The organism is Sphingomonas sp. R-74633 (genome assembly GCF_013416555.1).
Taxonomy (GTDB): domain Bacteria; phylum Pseudomonadota; class Alphaproteobacteria; order Sphingomonadales; family Sphingomonadaceae; genus Sphingomonas.
Map to the genome: position 1 here is coordinate 970,886 of NZ_JACCFG010000001.1, position 16,335 is coordinate 987,220.

The 16,335-nt window shown below is 66.5% G+C and carries 18 protein-coding genes; 9 read left to right on the plus strand and 9 right to left on the minus strand.

The genetic code is table 11. The features are described 5' to 3' along the window. Window position 1: 1 nt before the first annotated feature. Together HZY97_RS04590 and purF are read right to left on the minus strand one after the other, a co-directional pair. Window positions 2-712 carry an SDR family NAD(P)-dependent oxidoreductase gene (locus HZY97_RS04590; RefSeq protein ID WP_180141013.1) on the minus strand — a complete coding sequence of 237 codons (711 nt, stop codon included), beginning with the start codon at window positions 710-712 and terminating at the stop codon, window positions 2-4. 9 nt (window positions 713-721) lie between these two features. Further along, window positions 722-2,182, minus strand: coding sequence for an amidophosphoribosyltransferase (gene purF, locus HZY97_RS04595; protein WP_180141015.1), 1,461 nt, complete (start codon window positions 2,180-2,182; stop codon window positions 722-724). Between the two features lie 130 nt (window positions 2,183-2,312). On the opposite strand from purF, the gene HZY97_RS04600 reads away from it, so the two are divergent. The 6 genes from HZY97_RS04600 to HZY97_RS04625 all read left to right on the plus strand — a co-directional run bounded on the left by HZY97_RS04600 (window position 2,313) and on the right by HZY97_RS04625 (window position 6,401). Beyond that, window positions 2,313-2,564, plus strand: a complete 252-nt coding sequence (locus tag HZY97_RS04600; protein WP_180141017.1) for a Rho termination factor — start codon at window positions 2,313-2,315, stop codon at window positions 2,562-2,564. Window positions 2,565-2,598: 34 nt separating this feature from the next. Continuing rightward, window positions 2,599-2,955 carry a phosphoribosyl-AMP cyclohydrolase gene (gene hisI / locus HZY97_RS04605; protein WP_180141019.1) on the plus strand — a complete coding sequence of 119 codons (357 nt, stop codon included), beginning with the start codon at window positions 2,599-2,601 and terminating at the stop codon, window positions 2,953-2,955. A gap of 122 nt (window positions 2,956-3,077) precedes the next feature. Then, window positions 3,078-3,563 carry a hypothetical protein gene (locus HZY97_RS04610; RefSeq protein WP_180141655.1) on the plus strand — a complete coding sequence of 162 codons (486 nt, stop codon included), beginning with the start codon at window positions 3,078-3,080 and terminating at the stop codon, window positions 3,561-3,563. Between the two features lie 41 nt (window positions 3,564-3,604). Next, window positions 3,605-4,024 (plus strand): MerR family DNA-binding transcriptional regulator, encoded by a 420-nt coding sequence (locus HZY97_RS04615; protein WP_180141020.1) that lies wholly within the window; start codon window positions 3,605-3,607, stop codon window positions 4,022-4,024. 19 nt (window positions 4,025-4,043) lie between these two features. Then, window positions 4,044-5,846: an acyl-CoA dehydrogenase C-terminal domain-containing protein gene (locus tag HZY97_RS04620; RefSeq protein WP_180141022.1), complete on the plus strand. Its 1,803-nt coding sequence runs from the start codon at window positions 4,044-4,046 to the stop codon at window positions 5,844-5,846. A 198-nt stretch (window positions 5,847-6,044) separates the two neighbouring features. Continuing rightward, window positions 6,045-6,401: a GIY-YIG nuclease family protein gene (locus HZY97_RS04625; protein ID WP_180141024.1), complete on the plus strand. Its 357-nt coding sequence runs from the start codon at window positions 6,045-6,047 to the stop codon at window positions 6,399-6,401. 117 nt (window positions 6,402-6,518) lie between these two features. Here HZY97_RS04625 and HZY97_RS04630 read toward each other — a convergent pair whose 3' ends face one another. From HZY97_RS04630 to HZY97_RS04645, 4 genes are all read right to left on the minus strand, one after another. Beyond that, window positions 6,519-7,937 (minus strand): cell wall hydrolase, encoded by a 1,419-nt coding sequence (locus HZY97_RS04630; protein ID WP_180141026.1) that lies wholly within the window; start codon window positions 7,935-7,937, stop codon window positions 6,519-6,521. An 89-nt stretch (window positions 7,938-8,026) separates the two neighbouring features. Continuing rightward, window positions 8,027-8,335 (minus strand): hypothetical protein, encoded by a 309-nt coding sequence (locus HZY97_RS04635; RefSeq protein ID WP_180141028.1) that lies wholly within the window; start codon window positions 8,333-8,335, stop codon window positions 8,027-8,029. A gap of 78 nt (window positions 8,336-8,413) precedes the next feature. Beyond that, on the minus strand, window positions 8,414-9,334 hold the full coding sequence (gene cysK, locus HZY97_RS04640) for a cysteine synthase A (protein ID WP_180141030.1): 921 nt from the start codon (window positions 9,332-9,334) through the stop codon (window positions 8,414-8,416). After that, window positions 9,331-10,659 carry an MFS transporter gene (locus tag HZY97_RS04645; protein WP_180141032.1) on the minus strand — a complete coding sequence of 443 codons (1,329 nt, stop codon included), beginning with the start codon at window positions 10,657-10,659 and terminating at the stop codon, window positions 9,331-9,333. The genes cysK and HZY97_RS04645 overlap by 4 nt, the downstream gene beginning before the upstream one ends. Before the next feature lie 116 nt (window positions 10,660-10,775). Here HZY97_RS04645 and HZY97_RS20900 point away from each other — a divergent pair, with 116 nt between their 5' ends. Beyond that, on the plus strand, window positions 10,776-10,898 hold the full coding sequence (locus HZY97_RS20900) for a hypothetical protein (protein WP_257214869.1): 123 nt from the start codon (window positions 10,776-10,778) through the stop codon (window positions 10,896-10,898). Window positions 10,899-10,905: 7 nt separating this feature from the next. On the opposite strand, the gene HZY97_RS04650 is transcribed toward HZY97_RS20900, so the two are convergent. Together HZY97_RS04650 and HZY97_RS04655 are read right to left on the minus strand one after the other, a co-directional pair. Next, entirely contained in the window at window positions 10,906-11,454 is a 549-nt protein-coding gene (locus HZY97_RS04650) for a hypothetical protein (RefSeq protein ID WP_180141034.1), read from the minus strand. Window positions 11,455-11,584: 130 nt separating this feature from the next. Continuing rightward, on the minus strand, window positions 11,585-12,130 hold the full coding sequence (locus HZY97_RS04655; RefSeq protein WP_180141036.1) for a glycine zipper 2TM domain-containing protein: 546 nt from the start codon (window positions 12,128-12,130) through the stop codon (window positions 11,585-11,587). A gap of 328 nt (window positions 12,131-12,458) precedes the next feature. Between HZY97_RS04655 and HZY97_RS04660 the strand changes: the two genes are divergently transcribed. Next, on the plus strand, window positions 12,459-13,130 hold the full coding sequence (locus HZY97_RS04660; RefSeq protein WP_180141038.1) for a hypothetical protein: 672 nt from the start codon (window positions 12,459-12,461) through the stop codon (window positions 13,128-13,130). On the opposite strand, the gene HZY97_RS04665 is transcribed toward HZY97_RS04660, so the two are convergent. After that, window positions 13,127-13,912 (minus strand): hypothetical protein, encoded by a 786-nt coding sequence (locus HZY97_RS04665; RefSeq protein ID WP_180141040.1) that lies wholly within the window; start codon window positions 13,910-13,912, stop codon window positions 13,127-13,129. The two genes, HZY97_RS04660 and HZY97_RS04665, sit on opposite strands and share 4 nt — an antisense overlap. A gap of 167 nt (window positions 13,913-14,079) precedes the next feature. On the opposite strand from HZY97_RS04665, the gene HZY97_RS04670 reads away from it, so the two are divergent. Then, a complete protein-coding gene (locus HZY97_RS04670) occupies window positions 14,080-16,260 on the plus strand; it encodes a bifunctional diguanylate cyclase/phosphodiesterase (RefSeq protein WP_180141042.1) in 2,181 nt (726 codons plus the stop codon). The last annotated feature ends 75 nt before the right edge of the window (window positions 16,261-16,335 follow it).

Sequence of the window (16,335 nt, forward strand, 5' to 3'; positions counted from 1 at the left end):
GTTACTCAACCCGCTCGAAATGCCCGGCCTCGAACCCCGACGCCGCCAGCGCCACGATCCGCGCCGCGACAACCTCCGGCGCCTTCACCGTCGCCGGATCCTCGCCCGGAAACGCCCGCGCGCGCATCTTGGTGCGGGTCGCGCCGGGATCGAGGATGCTCACGCGCACCTTGCTGATGTGCGCGACTTCCTCGCCATAGGTGAGCAGGAGGTTCTCGAACGCCGCCTTGGACGACCCATAGACGCCCCAATAGGCGCGCGCCGTGCGGCCCACGCTGGAGGTCACGCCGATCACCCGAGCGCCAGCGGATGCCTTGAGCATCGGGTCGAACGCCGCGAGGATCGCCGCCTGGGCAGTGACGTTGAGCGTCAGCACCTTGGCATATTCCTTGAAGTCGATCGCCGGCACCGCGCTCAGCGAGCCGAGCTGTGCGGCGTTGAGCAGCAGCACGTCGAGCGCGCTCCAGCGGCTCCCGATCGCCTCGGCTAGGCGCGCGATGCTGTCATTCTCGGTCAGGTCCATCGGCGCGATCGTCGCGGAGCCGCCGGCGGCGAAGATCGCCTCCTCGACTTCCTCGAGCCCGCCGGCGGTGCGCGCGGTGAGGATCACATGCGCGCCCTCGGCCGCCAGTGCCAGCGCCGTGGCGGCGCCGATCCCGCGGCTCGCACCGGTGACGAGCGCCGTGCGCCCGGAAAGCAATCCCTCGGTCATGGAATCCTTTTAACCCACGCGCTCGTGGAGCAGCGCGAACTGGTCGTCGGGCGGACCATTCTCGTCCTGATCGGTCAGCGTCGTCGGATATTCACCGGTGAAGCACGCGTCGCAGTACTTCGGGTGGATATCCGCGCGGTGCGCCTCGCCGAGCGCCTTGTACAGGCCGTCGATCGAGATGAACGCCAGGCTGTCGGCATGGATGAAGTCGGTCATCCCGCCCACGTCGAGCTTCGCCGCGAGCAGCTTGGCGCGCTCGGGCGTGTCGACGCCGTAGAAGCAGCTGTGCCGCGTCGGCGGCGAGGCGATGCGCATATGCACCTCGGCCGCGCCCGCCTCGCGCATCATCTGCACGATCTTGAGGCTGGTGGTGCCGCGTACGATCGAATCGTCGATCAGCACGACGCGCTTGCCCTTGATCAGCTCGCGATTGGCATTGTGCTTCAGCTTGACGCCAAGGTGGCGGACCTTGTCGCCCGGCTGGATGAAGGTGCGGCCGACATAGTGCGAGCGGATGATGCCGAGCTCGAACGGGATGCCGCTCTGCTGGGCATAGCCGATTGCCGCCGGCACGCCCGAATCGGGCACCGGCACGACCAGGTCGGCCTCCACCGGCATCTCGATCGCCAGCTGCGCGCCGATCGCCTTGCGCACCGAATAGACCGAGCGATCGTTGCTGATCGAATCGGGGCGCGAGAAATAGACATATTCGAAGATGCAGGGACGCGGGCCGACCGGCGCAAACGGCTTGTGCGAGCTGATCTCGCCGCCCTTCACGATCACCAGCTCGCCCGGCTCGACATCGCGGACATATTCGGCACCGACCACGTCGAGCGCCACCGTCTCCGAGGCGAAGACGATCGTGTCGTCGAGCTTGCCCATCACCAGCGGGCGGATGCCCAGCGGATCGCGGCAGGCGATCATGCCCTCGGGGGTCATCACGATCAGCGAATAGGCGCCCTCGACCTGCTTCAACGCGTCGATGAAGCGGTCGATCAGCGTGCGGAACTGCGAAGTGGCGACGAGGTGGATGATCACCTCGGTATCGCTCGTCGACTGGAAGATCGCGCCGCGGCGGATCAGGTCGCGGCGCAGGCGCATCGCGTTCGAGATGTTGCCGTTATGCGCGATCGCGAAGCCGCCGCTGGCCAGCTCGGCATAGAGCGGCTGCACATTGCGCAGCGAGGTCTCGCCGGTGGTCGAATAGCGGACATGGCCGCAGGCGGTATCGCCGCTCAGCGCACGGATCACTTCGTCGCGGTCGAAATTGCCCGCGACATGGCCCATCGCCCGGTGGATGTGGAACTGGCGGCCATCGAAGCTGGTAATGCCCGCCGCCTCCTGGCCACGGTGCTGGAGCGCGTGCAGGCCGAGCGCGACCGCGGCCGCGGCACCGTCCATGCCGGATACGCCGAAAATGCCACACTCTTCGCGCAGCTTGTCGTCATCGAATGGGTTCGTGGTAAGCATCAGCCCTCGAGGGGTTGGGAACTGTCGCCGGCCATATAGGCGGTCCGGTGCGGTTTGTCGCCGGGTTGTCACAAAGAAATGAACTTACAGGGTTTTCCGGTGGTTTTTCAGGGCGAAAGGAGACGTTCCGATGCCCGGACACGACCACGGACCCCAGATCAAGAACGACGAACTCTACGAGAAACTCCGCGATGAGGGGAACTCGAAGGAGAAGTCGGCGCGAATCGCCAATGCCCAGGCGGCGCATACGCTCGACCATCCCGGCGGCACGCTCGAGAGCCGCTCGAAGGACGAGCTGTACGACGAGGCGAAGAAGATCGGCATCGATAAGCGTTCGGAGATGGACAAGGACGAGCTGATCCACGCCATCCGGGATCATTGATGACGCCGGGGGCGGCGCACGCTACATCGCCCCGGTGGATACCAATCGCGAAACGGGCCTCGTGCTCGACCCGAAATATGACGCCGCCGGCCTGATCACCGCGGTCTGCACCGATCCGCAAGGCACGGTGCTGATGGTCGCGCACATGAACGCCGACGCACTCGCCGCCACGCTGGAGACCGGCGAGGCGACCTTCTGGTCGCGCAGCCGCGGCAGGTTGTGGAAGAAGGGCGAAACCTCGGGCCACGTCCTCAAGGTCCTCGAAGCCCGGATCGACTGCGATCAGGACGCCATCTGGCTCAAGGTCGAACCCCACGGCCCCGCCTGCCACACCGGCGCGCCGAGCTGCTTCTATCGGGTGATCGAGGGCGGAAAGCTGGTTCGCGGATGAAGCGCGCGCGGTGCACACCTGAGCTGCTCCCCGGCGAAAGCCGGGGCCCAGGGTTTCTCTGCGGTGTCGCTTGGTACCCTGGGCCCCGGCTTTCGCCGGGGAACAAATGGGCGGTGGCAGCGATGCTCCTCCTCGCCGCCTGCTCGGGCGGCAGCAAGCAACCGGACAAGCCCCAACCACCCCAGGACCTCGAAAAAGCCGCGATCGAACGCGGCCTGGTCCGCAACCCCGCCGATACCGACGTCGCCGGCCTCTACGCCCGCGACACCGACCGCATCTGCATCGTCCCCGACGAGGAGCTTGGCTACCGGATCGGCGCCTTCGTCGATTATGGCGACCGCATCACCTGCAGCGGCTCGGGCCGCGCAAGCCGGGTAGGGGAGGCGCTCCATATCGAGTTTGGCGAAGACGGCAGTTGCTCGTTCGATGCCAAATATGATGGCGACAAGATCGCCTTCCCCGGCGCGCTGCCCGATGGCTGCAACAAATTCTGCGCAAAGCGCGCCTCCTATGCCGGCCTCGAAGTCGCACGCCTCAGCGAGTCGGCCGCCGAGGCTGCCGCGATGCGCGACGCGAACGGCAAAAGACTGTGCGGGGGCGCCAACTAGTGAGTTGACGTTCACGTAAAGGGAAAGTATTTTCCATGGCCATGAACGCACCAGCTTTTCCGCTCGAAGCCCTGGCGCCGATCGAGCCGCGCCCGGACCGCGACGCCTTCACCATTTCGGACCTGTGCGCCGAATTCTCGGTCACGCCCCGCGCGCTCCGCTTCTATGAGGACGAGGGCCTGATCGCCCCCGAGCGCCGCGGCACTGCCCGTGTCTACTCCCACCGCGACCGCGCCCGGCTCGCCTGGATCCTGCGCGGCAAGCGCGTCGGCTTCAGCTTGGCCGAGATCCGCGAGATGATCGATCTCTACGATGTCGGCGACGATCGCAGCACCCAGAAGCAGGTGACGCTCCAGCGCTGCCTCGATCGCATCGGCCTGCTCGAAGATCAGAAGCGCGACATCGACGCGCACATCGCCGAGCTCCAGCAATTCGTCGACCTGCTCAAAAGCAGCGACTAACCCTCCGAGGAACCCTGAAATGCCCCAATATACCCCGCCGGTGCGCGACACGCGCTTCATCCTCGAGCAGGTGATCGGCCTCGATCGCTACGCCAATCTCCCGGGCTTCGAGAATGCGACCCCCGACACGGTCGACGCGGTGCTCGAGCAAGGCGGTCAGTTCGTCGCCGAGGTGCTGTTCCCGATCAACCATTCGGGCGATCAGCAGGGCTGCACCCGTCATGACGACGGCAGCGTCACCACGCCGGACGGCTTCAAGGAAGCCTACAAGGCATTCGTCGAAAGCGGCTGGGGCACGCTGAGCGCGCCCGCCGAGTTTGGCGGCCAGGGCATGCCGCACGTCATCTCGACTGCATTCCAGGAATATATGATTTCCTCGAACATGGCCTTCGCCATGTATCCGGGTCTCACCCATGGCGCGATCGCCTCGCTGCTGGTCAAGGGCTCGCCCGAGCAGCAGGCCAAGTATGTCCCCAAGATGGTCTCGGGCGAGTGGGGCGGTACGATGAACCTCACCGAGCCGCAGTGCGGCACCGATCTCGGCCTGATCAAGACCAAGGCCGAGCCCCAGGCCGATGGCTCGTTCCTGATCACCGGCACCAAGATCTTCATTTCGTCGGGCGAGCACGACCTGACGAGCAACATCATCCATCTCGTCCTCGCCAAGACCCCGGGCGCACCGGAAAGCAGCAAGGGCATTTCGCTGTTCGTCGTGCCCAAATTCCTGGTCAATGACGATGACAGCCTGGGCGCGCGCAACGCCGTCACCTGCGGCTCGATCGAGCACAAGATGGGCATCCACGCCAACTCGACCTGCGTGATGAACTATGACGGCGCCACCGGCTGGCTCGTCGGCGAGGAGATGAAGGGCCTCGCCGCGATGTTCATCATGATGAACGCCGCCCGCCTCGGCGTCGGCCTCCAGGGCCTCGGTATCGGCGAAGTCGCGCTGCAGAATGCCGTCCAGTACGCGCATGACCGCCGCCAGGGCCGCGCGCTCACCGGCCCGCAGGAGCCGAACGAGAAGGCCGACACGCTGTTCGTCCACCCCGACGTCCGCCGCATGCTGATGGAGGCCAAGGCGCAGACCGAGGGCATGCGCGCGCTCTGCCTGTGGGGCGCGCTCCAGGTCGATCTCGAGCACGCTGCCGCCAGCGAGGAAGAGCGCCAGCTCGCCGCCGATCTCGTCGGCCTGCTCACCCCGGTGATCAAGGGCGTCGGCACCGATATCGGCTACAAGGTCGCGACCGACAGCCAGCAGGTCTATGGCGGCCATGGCTACATCGCCGAATGGGGCATGGAGCAGTACGTCCGCGATGCCCGCATCTCGATGATCTATGAGGGCACCAACGGCGTCCAGGCGATGGACCTGGTCGGCCGCAAGCTTGCCATGAACGGCGGCCGCGCAGTCCAGGCCTTCTTCAAGCTGGTCGCCGAGGAAATCGCCGCGGCCAAGGGCGACGAAAAGCTCGCCGCGCTGGCGGAGGGCCTCGAAAAGGCGCTCGGCCATCTCCAGGGCGCGACGATGTGGCTCGCCCAGAACGGCTTCAAGAACCCCAACGACGTCGGCGCCGGCGCCTATCCGTACATGCAGCTCACCGGCACGGTCGCGCTCGGCCTGATGTGGCTGCGCATGGCCAGGGCCGCGCTCGCCGCGCTGGCCGAAGGCTCGGGCGATGCGAAGTTCTACGAAGCCAAGCTGGTCACCGCCCGCTTCTACGCCGAACGCTTCCTCCCCGACGCCAGCGGCCTGCGCCGCAAGATCGAGGCCGGCAGCGAGAGCGTGATGGCGCTCGATCCGGACCTGTTCCGGGCGGCGTAACTAGCCCGAACCTGATCCCCATTCCCAACCTGATCCCCGGCGAAGGCCGGGGCCCAGTATCGGGCTGGGCGCGATGGCAGAATGTCGCCTCCAAGGGCGTCGCAACTGGACCCCGGCCTTCGCCGGGGAGCAGCGGCGGCGCCCTTGCAATGTTGGAAATGTTCTGATTATGTTCCGATCAAGTCAGAGGACTTGAGGATGGAGAAGCACGGCTTCGTCTACATCATGGCAAGCAGCCGCAACGGTACGCTGTATCTCGGCGTGACAATCGACCTGCCAAAACGCGCCTGGGAACATCGCGAAGGATTGGTCGATGGCTTCACGAAGAAGCACTGCTGCAAGCTGCTCGTCTGGTACGAAGCCTATGAAAGCCTCGACGCCGCCAGGCTCCGCGAGCGCCAGATGAAGGAATGGCAGCGCGCGTGGAAGATTCGCGAGATCGAGGGGTTAAACCCTGATTGGAACGATCTCTTCGACCGTCTCACACCCTCTCGAGACCACCGCAACTGGGCCCCGGCCTTCGCCGGGGAGCAGAAGAATATATGCGCTGAGTAGCAACCAGTCCCAAGCTGATCCCCGGCGAAGGCCGGGGCCCAGCTGCGGGCCGCTCTTTGAATGGTAGGAAGGCCCTCCACCTCTCCCCCGAAGGGAGAGTCAACGGAGTCAACGTTTTTACCGCGCCTCAGCCGTAGGCCGCGGCGTTGGCGACGGCTTGGGCACCGGCAGCGTGAAGCTGACCGCGCTCTTCCCCTGCGCCGGCGCACTCGCCGGAGCCGCAGCCGGCGGCGCCATCGCGTCCACCTTGCGCCGCACCCCGCTCAGCGGCGTCGGCCCGGGAACCGGCACGGCACCCGGCACCGGAGCCGCCGCGACCGGCTCGGGCAGCTGCACCCGCATGCACTGCACCGGGCTCGGTCGGCGGAACTGGGCGCAGTTCCACAGCGCCTTGGCGAAGCCCTGCGTCTCGTCACGCAGATAGCTGAACGACATGGTCGAGACCTGGCCGCTCGACAGCGGCAGCTTGGCCGGAGTCTGCTTGGGATCCGCCCAGGCCATGAATTTGCAATAGGGCCGCTCGCCGCAGGTCTTGATCGCCAGCGCGGCAAAGGCGTCGGGGTTCATGCCCTTGGGCAAGGTGAGCATGAAATTGTTCGACTCGCCACCACCCTCGACGGCCATCGGGGCGGGCACCGCGCTCTGCGGGATCGTGGCGGGATCGATAAACGCGCCGTCGGTACCGACTGCGCCGGGCAGCAGCGCCTCGAGCGTCGGGTCACCGGCAAAGTTGGGCGAGAGCCGCGCCATCAGCGCGATATTGGGCTCGACGCCGGTATAGGCGCGGTTGAACGCCGGCGGCGTGCCCCACCAGCCCGCCCAGCGGAAGAACAGGTGCGTGTGCACCTCGGTGATCTTCTCGAGGCTGGCGCTCCAATAGGGCACGACCCAGTCGGTGTGGTAATGGGTGGCGTGGCCGACGGCCTTGTACACCGAGCCGTTCAGCGCGGTGCGGGCGACATAGCGGGCGCGTTCCCAGGCGGCGGCGGTCGGCGTGTAGCGCAGGATCGCGCCGTCGCAACTGAAAGTGAACTGGCAGCCGGTCGAGCGCTCCGAGCCCTGGAACACGACGCCGCAGATCGACTTGGGGAAAGCAGGGTGACGGGCGCGGTTGATGATCACCTGCGCCACGGCCTGCTGGCCCACGGCATCGTCGCCCGCCTCGTAATAGACGGCAGCGGCCAGGCAATCGACGGCACGGGCGCGGCTGACCTCCTCGCCAAAGATATGGAAGGGCCGCGCGGCAGGGTTGGGCAAAGTCGAGAAGGGGATGGTCGCGTTGAAGGCGCGGGCATCATCGGGATCGACGGTCTGCAGCTCGACCGGTTCGACCGGCGGCAGCTCAGTCTGCGGTACCACCCGATGCGACACGACGACCGGCCCGCGCTTATGAACCGTCACCCGCGGCGTGTGGAGGACCAGCCACAGCGGCAGCGCGACCGCGACGAGCGTGACGAGCACGAGCAGGCCCGCCAGCAGCGGCGAGACGCGCAGCGACGGGGCTGCGGTGGTGCGAAGGAAGGGGAGGGTCGGCATGGGGTCGCCGCCCATAACGCAGAAGTGGCCGCGTTGGAACCATATCGGCGCCGGAACGCCGCACGGATCGGTTCAACCTGGGACCGGGCTTAGTTCGGCCAGAAGCCGGTGGCCTCGCACATGTCCCAGTGGTCCGCCGCGCCGAGCTTGCAGGCCGCGGCCGTACTCTCGCCGGTACACAGCTTCACTTCGCGCTGGTAGCGCTTGTAGCAGCTCTCCGGGCGCGTCGATGCGGGCGTCGCCGCACCCAGCTTGGTATGTTTGATGTGCACCGGGGCGGCCGAGACCCCACGTGCCTCGGCCGGCGTTTCAAGCCCGCGCTGCTTCCCCCCGAAAGCGAGCGGCCACCCCAGATAGACGGCGAGCAACAGGCTCACCATGATCATCGCATTGCGCACTGAATTCCCCCCGGAAAACCGCGTTTTACCCCTCGACTCGAGAAGGCTAGCGTTAATCCGGGGTTAATTCCAGTGGCCTCAGCTCTCCGGAAGGAAGTCCGGAACGCTTAAATAGCGCTCACCTGTATCATAATTGAACCCCAGGACGCGGACGCCCTCCGGCAGGTCGGGCAGCTTCTGCAAAATAGCCGCCAGAGTCGCTCCCGACGAGATGCCGACCAGCATGCCCTCCTCGGTCGCGGCGCGGCGTGCCATGTCCTTGGCAACCGCCGCATCGACCTTGATAACGCCGTCGATCGCGTCGGTGTGGAGGTTGCGCGGCACGAAGCCGGCGCCGATACCCTGGATCGGGTGCGGGCCGGGCTGGCCGCCCGAGATGACCGGCGAAAGCTCGGGCTCGACGGCATAGACCTTCACATTGGGCCAGCTCTTCTTCAACGTCTCGGCAACACCGGTGATGTGCCCGCCGGTGCCGACGCCGGTGACGACCACGTCGATCGGCGTGTCGGCGAAGTCGTTGAGGATCTCCTGCGCCGTGGTGCGGTGATGTACGTCGATGTTCGCCGGGTTCTCGAACTGCTGCGGCATCCAGGCGCCGGGCGTGGTTTCGACAATCTCCATCGCCCGCTCGATCGCACCCTTCATGCCCTTTTCACGAGGCGTCAGGTCGAAGGTGGCGCCGTACGCCAGCATCAGCCGCCGGCGCTCGACCGACATGCTCTCGGGCATGACGAGGACAAGCTTGTACCCCTTCACCGCGGCGACCATCGCCAGGCCGACGCCGGTATTGCCGCTGGTTGGCTCGACGATCGTGCCACCGGGCTTCAGGCTGCCGTCCTTTTCGGCCGCCTCGATCATCGCCAGCGCGATGCGGTCCTTGATCGAGCCGCCCGGATTGGTCCGCTCGGACTTGATCCACACTTCCGCGTCCGGGAACAGCTTGCTCACCCGAATGTGCGGCGTGTTACCGATCGTCTCGAGGATATTGTTGGCCTTCATGTCGTCATCTCCTTGGGAGGAATTTCGAGATTGGCCGGAGGGTCGAAGGTGCGAGCCCGCCTCAGCTCCGGAAATAGCTTGGCCCATGCCAACGTGACAAGCACGGCGCCGATGCCGCCGCCCACGACTGCGGCGATCGGCCCGATCAGCGCGGCGAGAAAGCCCGATTCAGCTTCGCCCAGCTCGTTCGAGCCCGAGATGAACAGCGTGGAGACCGCGCCGACGCGGCCACGCATCTCGTCCGGCGTGTAGAGCTGGATCAGCGACTGGCGGACATAGACCGAGACCATGTCGGCCGCGCCGACCACGAACAGCGCGGCGAGCGCGAGCAGCACGGCGGGGGACAGGTCATGGCCGATCGCCTTGGCGCCGAACACCGGGACGAGCAGCGGCGCGGAAAGGCCGAAGGCAACCGTCGCCAGGCCGAACAGCCCGACCGCAACCAGCATCTTCACCCCGACATCATATTTGAGCGGCCGCCACGAGAAATAGAGCGCGGTCACCACGGCGCCCACCGCCGGCGCGGCGCGCAGATGCCCAAGCCCGGCCGAGCCGACCTGGAGGATGTCGCGGGCATAGACCGGCAGCATCGCGGTCGCGCCGCCGAGCAGCACCGCGAACAGGTCGAGCGAGATCGCACCGAGCACCAGCCGGTTACGGCGGACATAATGGAGCCCGTCGATCATCTGTGCCCAGGGGCTGCCGGTGAACTTGGCAGCGCTGCGCGGCACCTGGCCGATCAGCATGAGCAGGATGAAGGCGACGAAGAACAGCCCACCCGACACGGCATAAGGCAGCCAATCCGCCCCGGCGTAGAGGTAGCCACCCATCGCCGGGCCGATGACGGTGCCCGCCTGCCAGGACAGCGAGCTCAGCGCGATCGCGGTGGGCAGGATCGCCTTCGGGACCAGATTGGGCGAAAGCGCGCTCAGCGCCGGGCTGGCAAAGGCCCGCGCCACGCCGAGCAGTGCGGCGATGCCGAACAGCCAGGGCAGGCTGATCGCGCCGGTATAGGTCAGCACGCCCAGGCCGATCGCGCAGGCCGCCTCGAGCGCCACGGCGGCACGGGCGAGCCAGCGGCGGTCGAGCCGGTCGGCCACCCAACCGGCGAAGAGCGAGAGGAACAGCAGCGGCAGGAACTGGGCGACGCCGATCAGGCCGAGCTGGAAGGCCGATTCCTTCACCGTCATCGTCCGGCGGGCGATGTCGTACACCTGCCAGCCAATGACGATAACCATCGCCATCTGCCCGAGCGTGGTCGAGAGGCGGGCGAGGAAATAATAGCGGAAATTGGGGACGGCGAACGGGTGCTTTGCTTCGGCCATGCCCACGCCTCTAAGCGCTTCCGCGACGCTATCGCAACGAGCGATTGCGTATCGGCAGGCCAAGCAGCGCTATCCGCCACATTTTCCGCAATTAGCGCCGGGAACCACCACGCCGCATGACGGTTCTTTCGCTATCGAAACCAACCACTTGGAGAGGCACGATGGGTAAGGGCATTTTGTTGTGGCTGATCGGCATTCCGATCCCGATCATCCTGCTGATTCTGCTCTTCTGGCACTGATCCGGCGTCACGCCGCCTCGGGTTCGTCCCGATCGGCGTCATTCTCTGCGACGAACCCGGATCCCGCGAAGATCAGTTCGCGAATCTCCCACGCATCGGCGACGTAGCGATGGTCCGGCTTGCCGGGGCAGGCGCCGTCGTCGTTGGTGGGCAGGCGGGAGAGCAAGGGCACGATCTCGATAGCTTCGGCCTCGATCCGCTCGCGGATGCGGTTTAGCAGCCAGCGGATCGAGCGGGCATAGGTGCTCCATTGCGCTTCGCTCGGCAGCCCGTGCCAGCGGGTGACGTGCTCGCGGAAATCAGCGACCACCGCCGCGGTCTCGGCACTCGCCCGGCTGGCGGTACCCGCGGCGTCGCCACCGACATCGTCCATCAGCGGCCCGTAAACCTGGCCCTCCATCTTCGCGAAATGGAGCATCAGGTCGCGCGTGAACATCCAGCGCCGGAAGCCGAGCCCATCAACTTGCGCAGGCCAGGGACCCGAGACCAGGGCCTCGAGCGCATCAGCATTGGCAAGAATGTGGCCGTGCTGCTTGAGCACGCGTTCCACGGGCATGTCTCGACTCCTCATATGCCCCCGATTTGGAGCATTATGCCTGCGCGGCAGTGAAGCTGCGGCTCCGGAGCTATCCCCATTGGGGATGGTACGGAGGCCCCGCCGCAACGTTGCGGCGGGGCCTGCCTTGTCAGCGACAGCGAACCTGGTCGCGGTCCACCGAACTGCCAATCGCGCCGCCGGCGACGGCGCCGAGAACGGTGCCGAGCGTCCTCGAACGGCCCCCGGCGATGATGTTGCCGAACAGGCCGCCCGCGGCGGCACCGACGATCAGGCCGGTCGTCCCGTCCGAGCGCTTGCAGTAATATTTGCCGTCCTGGCCGCGATAGACGCGGTCGTCCTGCGACAGCACCCGGTCCTGATAGCCCGGCGGCGGGGCGCGATAGTCGCGGGCCGGATCATAAAATTCGTCGTCGCGCGAATCATAGCCGCCGCCGGAATAGCCGCCGCGCGGCGGGGGCGGAGGTGCTACCGGGCGCGACCGGAAGGAACGATAGCGATCGACGGCCTGCTGATAGGCCTGATATTCGCGATCGAAGCGCTCCTGCGCGGCGTCGAAGCGCGCCTCCTCGTCCGAGGCTCCGCTATAGACCGGCGCGCGCTGCGCGGACGCAGGCGCAGCCATCGCAATGGTCGCTGCCGCCGCGGCGGCCGCCAAAGTTACCAGATGCTTCATTATGCTCTCTCCTTCCCAAAGCCCCTACGGCCGGGAACCCCGAAACGTTCCGGACACGTGCGTGAAGCCGGCCTGAACGGACGGGGCCGACGCGACGGGCCCGTAACAAGATGCGGCGAGGCGAGGGCCTGCGGCCGCGGAAAGTCACGAAAGTCACGACACTCACGCGCGCGCGGGGTCCGTGCAGCGAGCAACCCGCGCGCACACGAGCGGACAGGCGCGGAGATTTCGCGGATCGCGGCAAGGGTGCTGAGTCGATGCATCGAGCAGCATATGCGAAGTGATTTCCTACATTGGAAGCCCGGCGCGGATATGCTCCACTCGCGCCATGCTCTTCATGAACTTCCTGAAGTCGCTCGATGATCTGCTGTACGAGATCATCACCTGGATCGTCTTCTATCCGGTGACGCTGTGGCGCTCGGTCCGCCGGCCGTTCCAGATGATGACCTATGCCGACAGCGAGCTGCGCGACACGCCCGAGAAGCAATATCCCGATGTGCTCAGCCCGCCGCTGTTCCTGCTGCTCACGCTGCTGGTCAGCCACGCAATCGAGCTCGCCGTGGTGGGGCAAAGCTCGCTGGTCGCCGACAAGCAGGGGCTGGCGGGGCTGGTCAGCGACGATACCAGCCTGTTGCTGATCCGGCTGATCTTCTTCGCCGTCTTCCCGCTGATCATGGCGGTCTCGCTGCTCAACCGCCAGCACCGGAAGCTGACCCGCGACAGCCTGAAGCCGCCTTTCTACGCGCAATGCTACCCCGCCGGGGTGTTCGCGCTGGTCCTCGGCATCGGCGGACTGCTCAGCCAGCTTCATGCCGGTCCCGCCGCCACGCTCATCGGCGCCGCAGTCATCGTGGCGGCATTCCTCTGGTATGGCACGCTGCAGACGCTCTGGTTCAAGCGGGCGCTCGGGATTTCGCTGCCGGCCAGCTTCGGCATCGCCACGCTGACGATGATCGCCTGCCTGCTCGTCTTCGTGCTCCTCGCCGCGCTGCTGACCTAGAAGCCGCCAGCGCCACGCCAATTGCCCGCATCGCAGCGGCCGGTGAAGGTCGTCGCGGCGCGGATGCGGATCGTGCCGGTGCGGCGATCGATGTCGATCCGGGGCTTGTTGAGCCCGTTCATCCGGTATTCGCCGGTAATCCGGTCGGGCGTGATCACCAGGTTCTGGATATCCCACCAGCCATTGTCGCCACCCGAATGGATCGGCGAGACCAGCTTGCCCTCGGGCCGGATGCGCCCGCGGCCGTGCCAGATCTCGATCTGCAGGTCCGAGGCAAAGCCGTCGCGGCCGAGCGTGGTGCCATATTGCGGCTCGAAGCGGTGGCTGCGTGAATTATAGACATAGCCCGACTGGTATTGCGCTGCGGGGGTGCTCCCGCCGCCATAGCAGACCAACGTGATCGACGGGCCGAGGCGGTCGCCATAGCCGGGACCGTCGCTATTGGCCGGACCGGCCGGCTGGCCGTAGTCCGGCCGGGGAGACTGGCCACCACCACCGCGATTGCAGTTCTGGTCGGGCACGCGCTGGATCGCCGAATAGCGGCCGTCGCTGGTTGCGATCTGGACGCACTGGCGCTGGCGGTCGCTCCACCAGAAACTCCATTTGGTGTCACGCACCGTGTTGACCGTGACGAAGGCGTAGCCGCGCGCCTCCATCTGCGTCTCGCCGCCGGCAACGCGCGAACCGACCAGGTCGGCGAGATCGCCCGGAGTCGACTGGGCCAGCGCAGGGCCGGCAAGGATCGTGGAGGCGAGTAGGGCGGCGGGCACGGCGTGGCGCATGTCTGGAGACCTCCGATATTGTTTCGCTAGCGTTTCCACCAACGCCCGGCGCCCAAATGGTTTCCGGCCGCCGCTGAATTTCCCGCCCAGCTTCGTGTGGACGCCTTCACAAAACCTAAAGAGTCACGCTCGTACCAAAATGGAGGGATTGATACGGGCGGGTTTGAATGGTCGGCAAATCGGGAGCGGCAGCAAAGGCAGGCGCAAGCGTGCCGTTCGTGCGCAGGGGCGGCACTGATCCGCTTGCCGCCGAGCATCTGCGCCTGTTCCGCAACTATGAAACGATGGACCTGGGCTGGTTCTGGGCGACTGACGCCGAAGGCCGCCTCACTTATTTCAGCGAGGGCGCCGCTCGCTCGCTCGGCACGACCGGGGAGGCACTGATCGGCCGCGACCTCGTCTCGCTGTTCCGCAACCCCAATGACGAAGCGGATGCCGAGCGCCGCCGCACCATGCCCTTCCAGATGGCCCGCCAGGCCCGGTTCGACGCAATCCCGCTGATGGTCGACATCGTTGGCGAGGAGCGCTGGTGGGCACTCTCCGGCCAGCCGACCCGCGACGCCCGCGGCACCTTCTCCGGCTTCCTCGGTCACGGCGTCGACGTCACCAGGGAACAGCGCGCGGCGCATGAGAGCAACCGGCTCGCCATGTACGATCCGCTCACCGGGCTGCCCAACCGGCGCCGGATGAGCAACCTGCTCGACAGCACGATCGCCGCCTTCAAGAACAAGGAACGCGCCTGCGCGCTGATGCTGATCGACCTCGACCGGTTCAAGGCGATCAACGACAGCCTGGGCCATCCGGTGGGCGATGCCCTGCTCAAGCAGGTCGCTGAGCGGCTTGCCACCATCGTCGGCAACTCCGAGCAGATTGCCCGGATGGGCGGCGACGAGTTCCAGGTGATCCTGCCCGATGCGCATAACCGTGTCGGCCTGTCCGATCTCGCCAACCGGATCATCGAATCGCTCTCGCACCCCTATACGATCAACGGCAGCCGCTGCCTGATCGGGGCGTCGATCGGCATCGCGGTCAGCCCCTATGACGGCGTGACCAGCGACGAGTTGGTCCGCAACGCCGACTTGGCGCTCTATGCCGCCAAGGGCGCGGGCAGGGGCCGGGCACGCTTCTTCTCTGCCGACCTGCTGAGCGCCGCCGAGGATCGCCGGCTGCTCGAGCATGACCTGCTCGATGCCCTCGCCAAGGGCGAGATGGCGGTCCATTACCAGCCGATCGTCAGCGCCAGGACCGAGGAAGTTACCGGCTTCGAGGCACTGCTGCGCTGGAACCACCCTAAGCGCGGCCGCATCTCGCCGGCGATCTTCATCCCGATCGCCGAGGACGCCAATCTGATCCCGCAACTCGGCGAATGGACGCTGCGCCAGGCCTGTGCCGACGCCGCGACCTGGCCCGGCGAGCTGCGCATCTCGGTCAATGTCTCGCCGATCCAGTTCGACAGCGACGCGCTGCCCGCCATCGTGATGAGCGCGCTCGCCAGTTCGGGGCTCAAGCCCGAGCGGCTCGAGCTCGAGATCACCGAGAGCGTGTTCCTGGGCGACAGCACCGAGACCGATGCGCGCTTCGCCGCCCTCAAGCGCCTCGGCGTGCGGCTGGCGCTCGACGATTTCGGCACCGGCTATTCCTCGCTCGGCTATCTGCGCACCGCGCCGTTCGACAAGATCAAGATCGACCAGAGCTTCGTCCGCGGCACGACCGAGGAGGGCGCTCGCAACCAGGCGATCATCGCCGCGATCGTCGCGCTGGCCAATGCGCTGGGCATGGAGACCACTGCGGAGGGCATCGAGAGCTTCGACCAGCTCGCCACGATGCGCCGGCTCAACGTCAGCCATATCCAGGGCTTCCTCTACAGCCGCGCCATCGCCGCATCCGAGCTCGCCACCCGCTTCCAGGACGGCAAGTGGGTGATCAAGCCGCAAGGGCCCGAGCGCCAGCGCCACATCCGCCACACCACCTTCCGCAAGGTCGGCGTGATCCACGACAATCATTATTACTCGGCCGTGCTCAAGAACGTCTCGGCCAGCGGCGCGCTGATCGACGGGATCGTCGACGTGCCCGAGGGCACGCAGTTCGTCGTGGATCTCGGCGAGGGCCAGATGGCCGTCGCGATCGTGCGCCGGGCGATGAACCACCAGCAGGGCATCGAGTTCGAGGTCCCGCTGGTCGAGGACGCCCACGGCGTGCTCACCACCCGGCACCGCGTCTCGCCGCGCTTCCTCACCGAGGCGGGCCTCCAGCATCAGGGCAACAACCTGGTGACGAAGAATGCCGAGGGCGTGCTCGCCATGCCCGCGTTCCACACGATCACCGAGTGGAACGGGATCGAGGTCTGACCCACTGTCCCACGTGCGGCGCCGCGCGGAAGATTACGAAACCTGCGCCACGGGGCCCGCGTTTTTCGCGGTGCA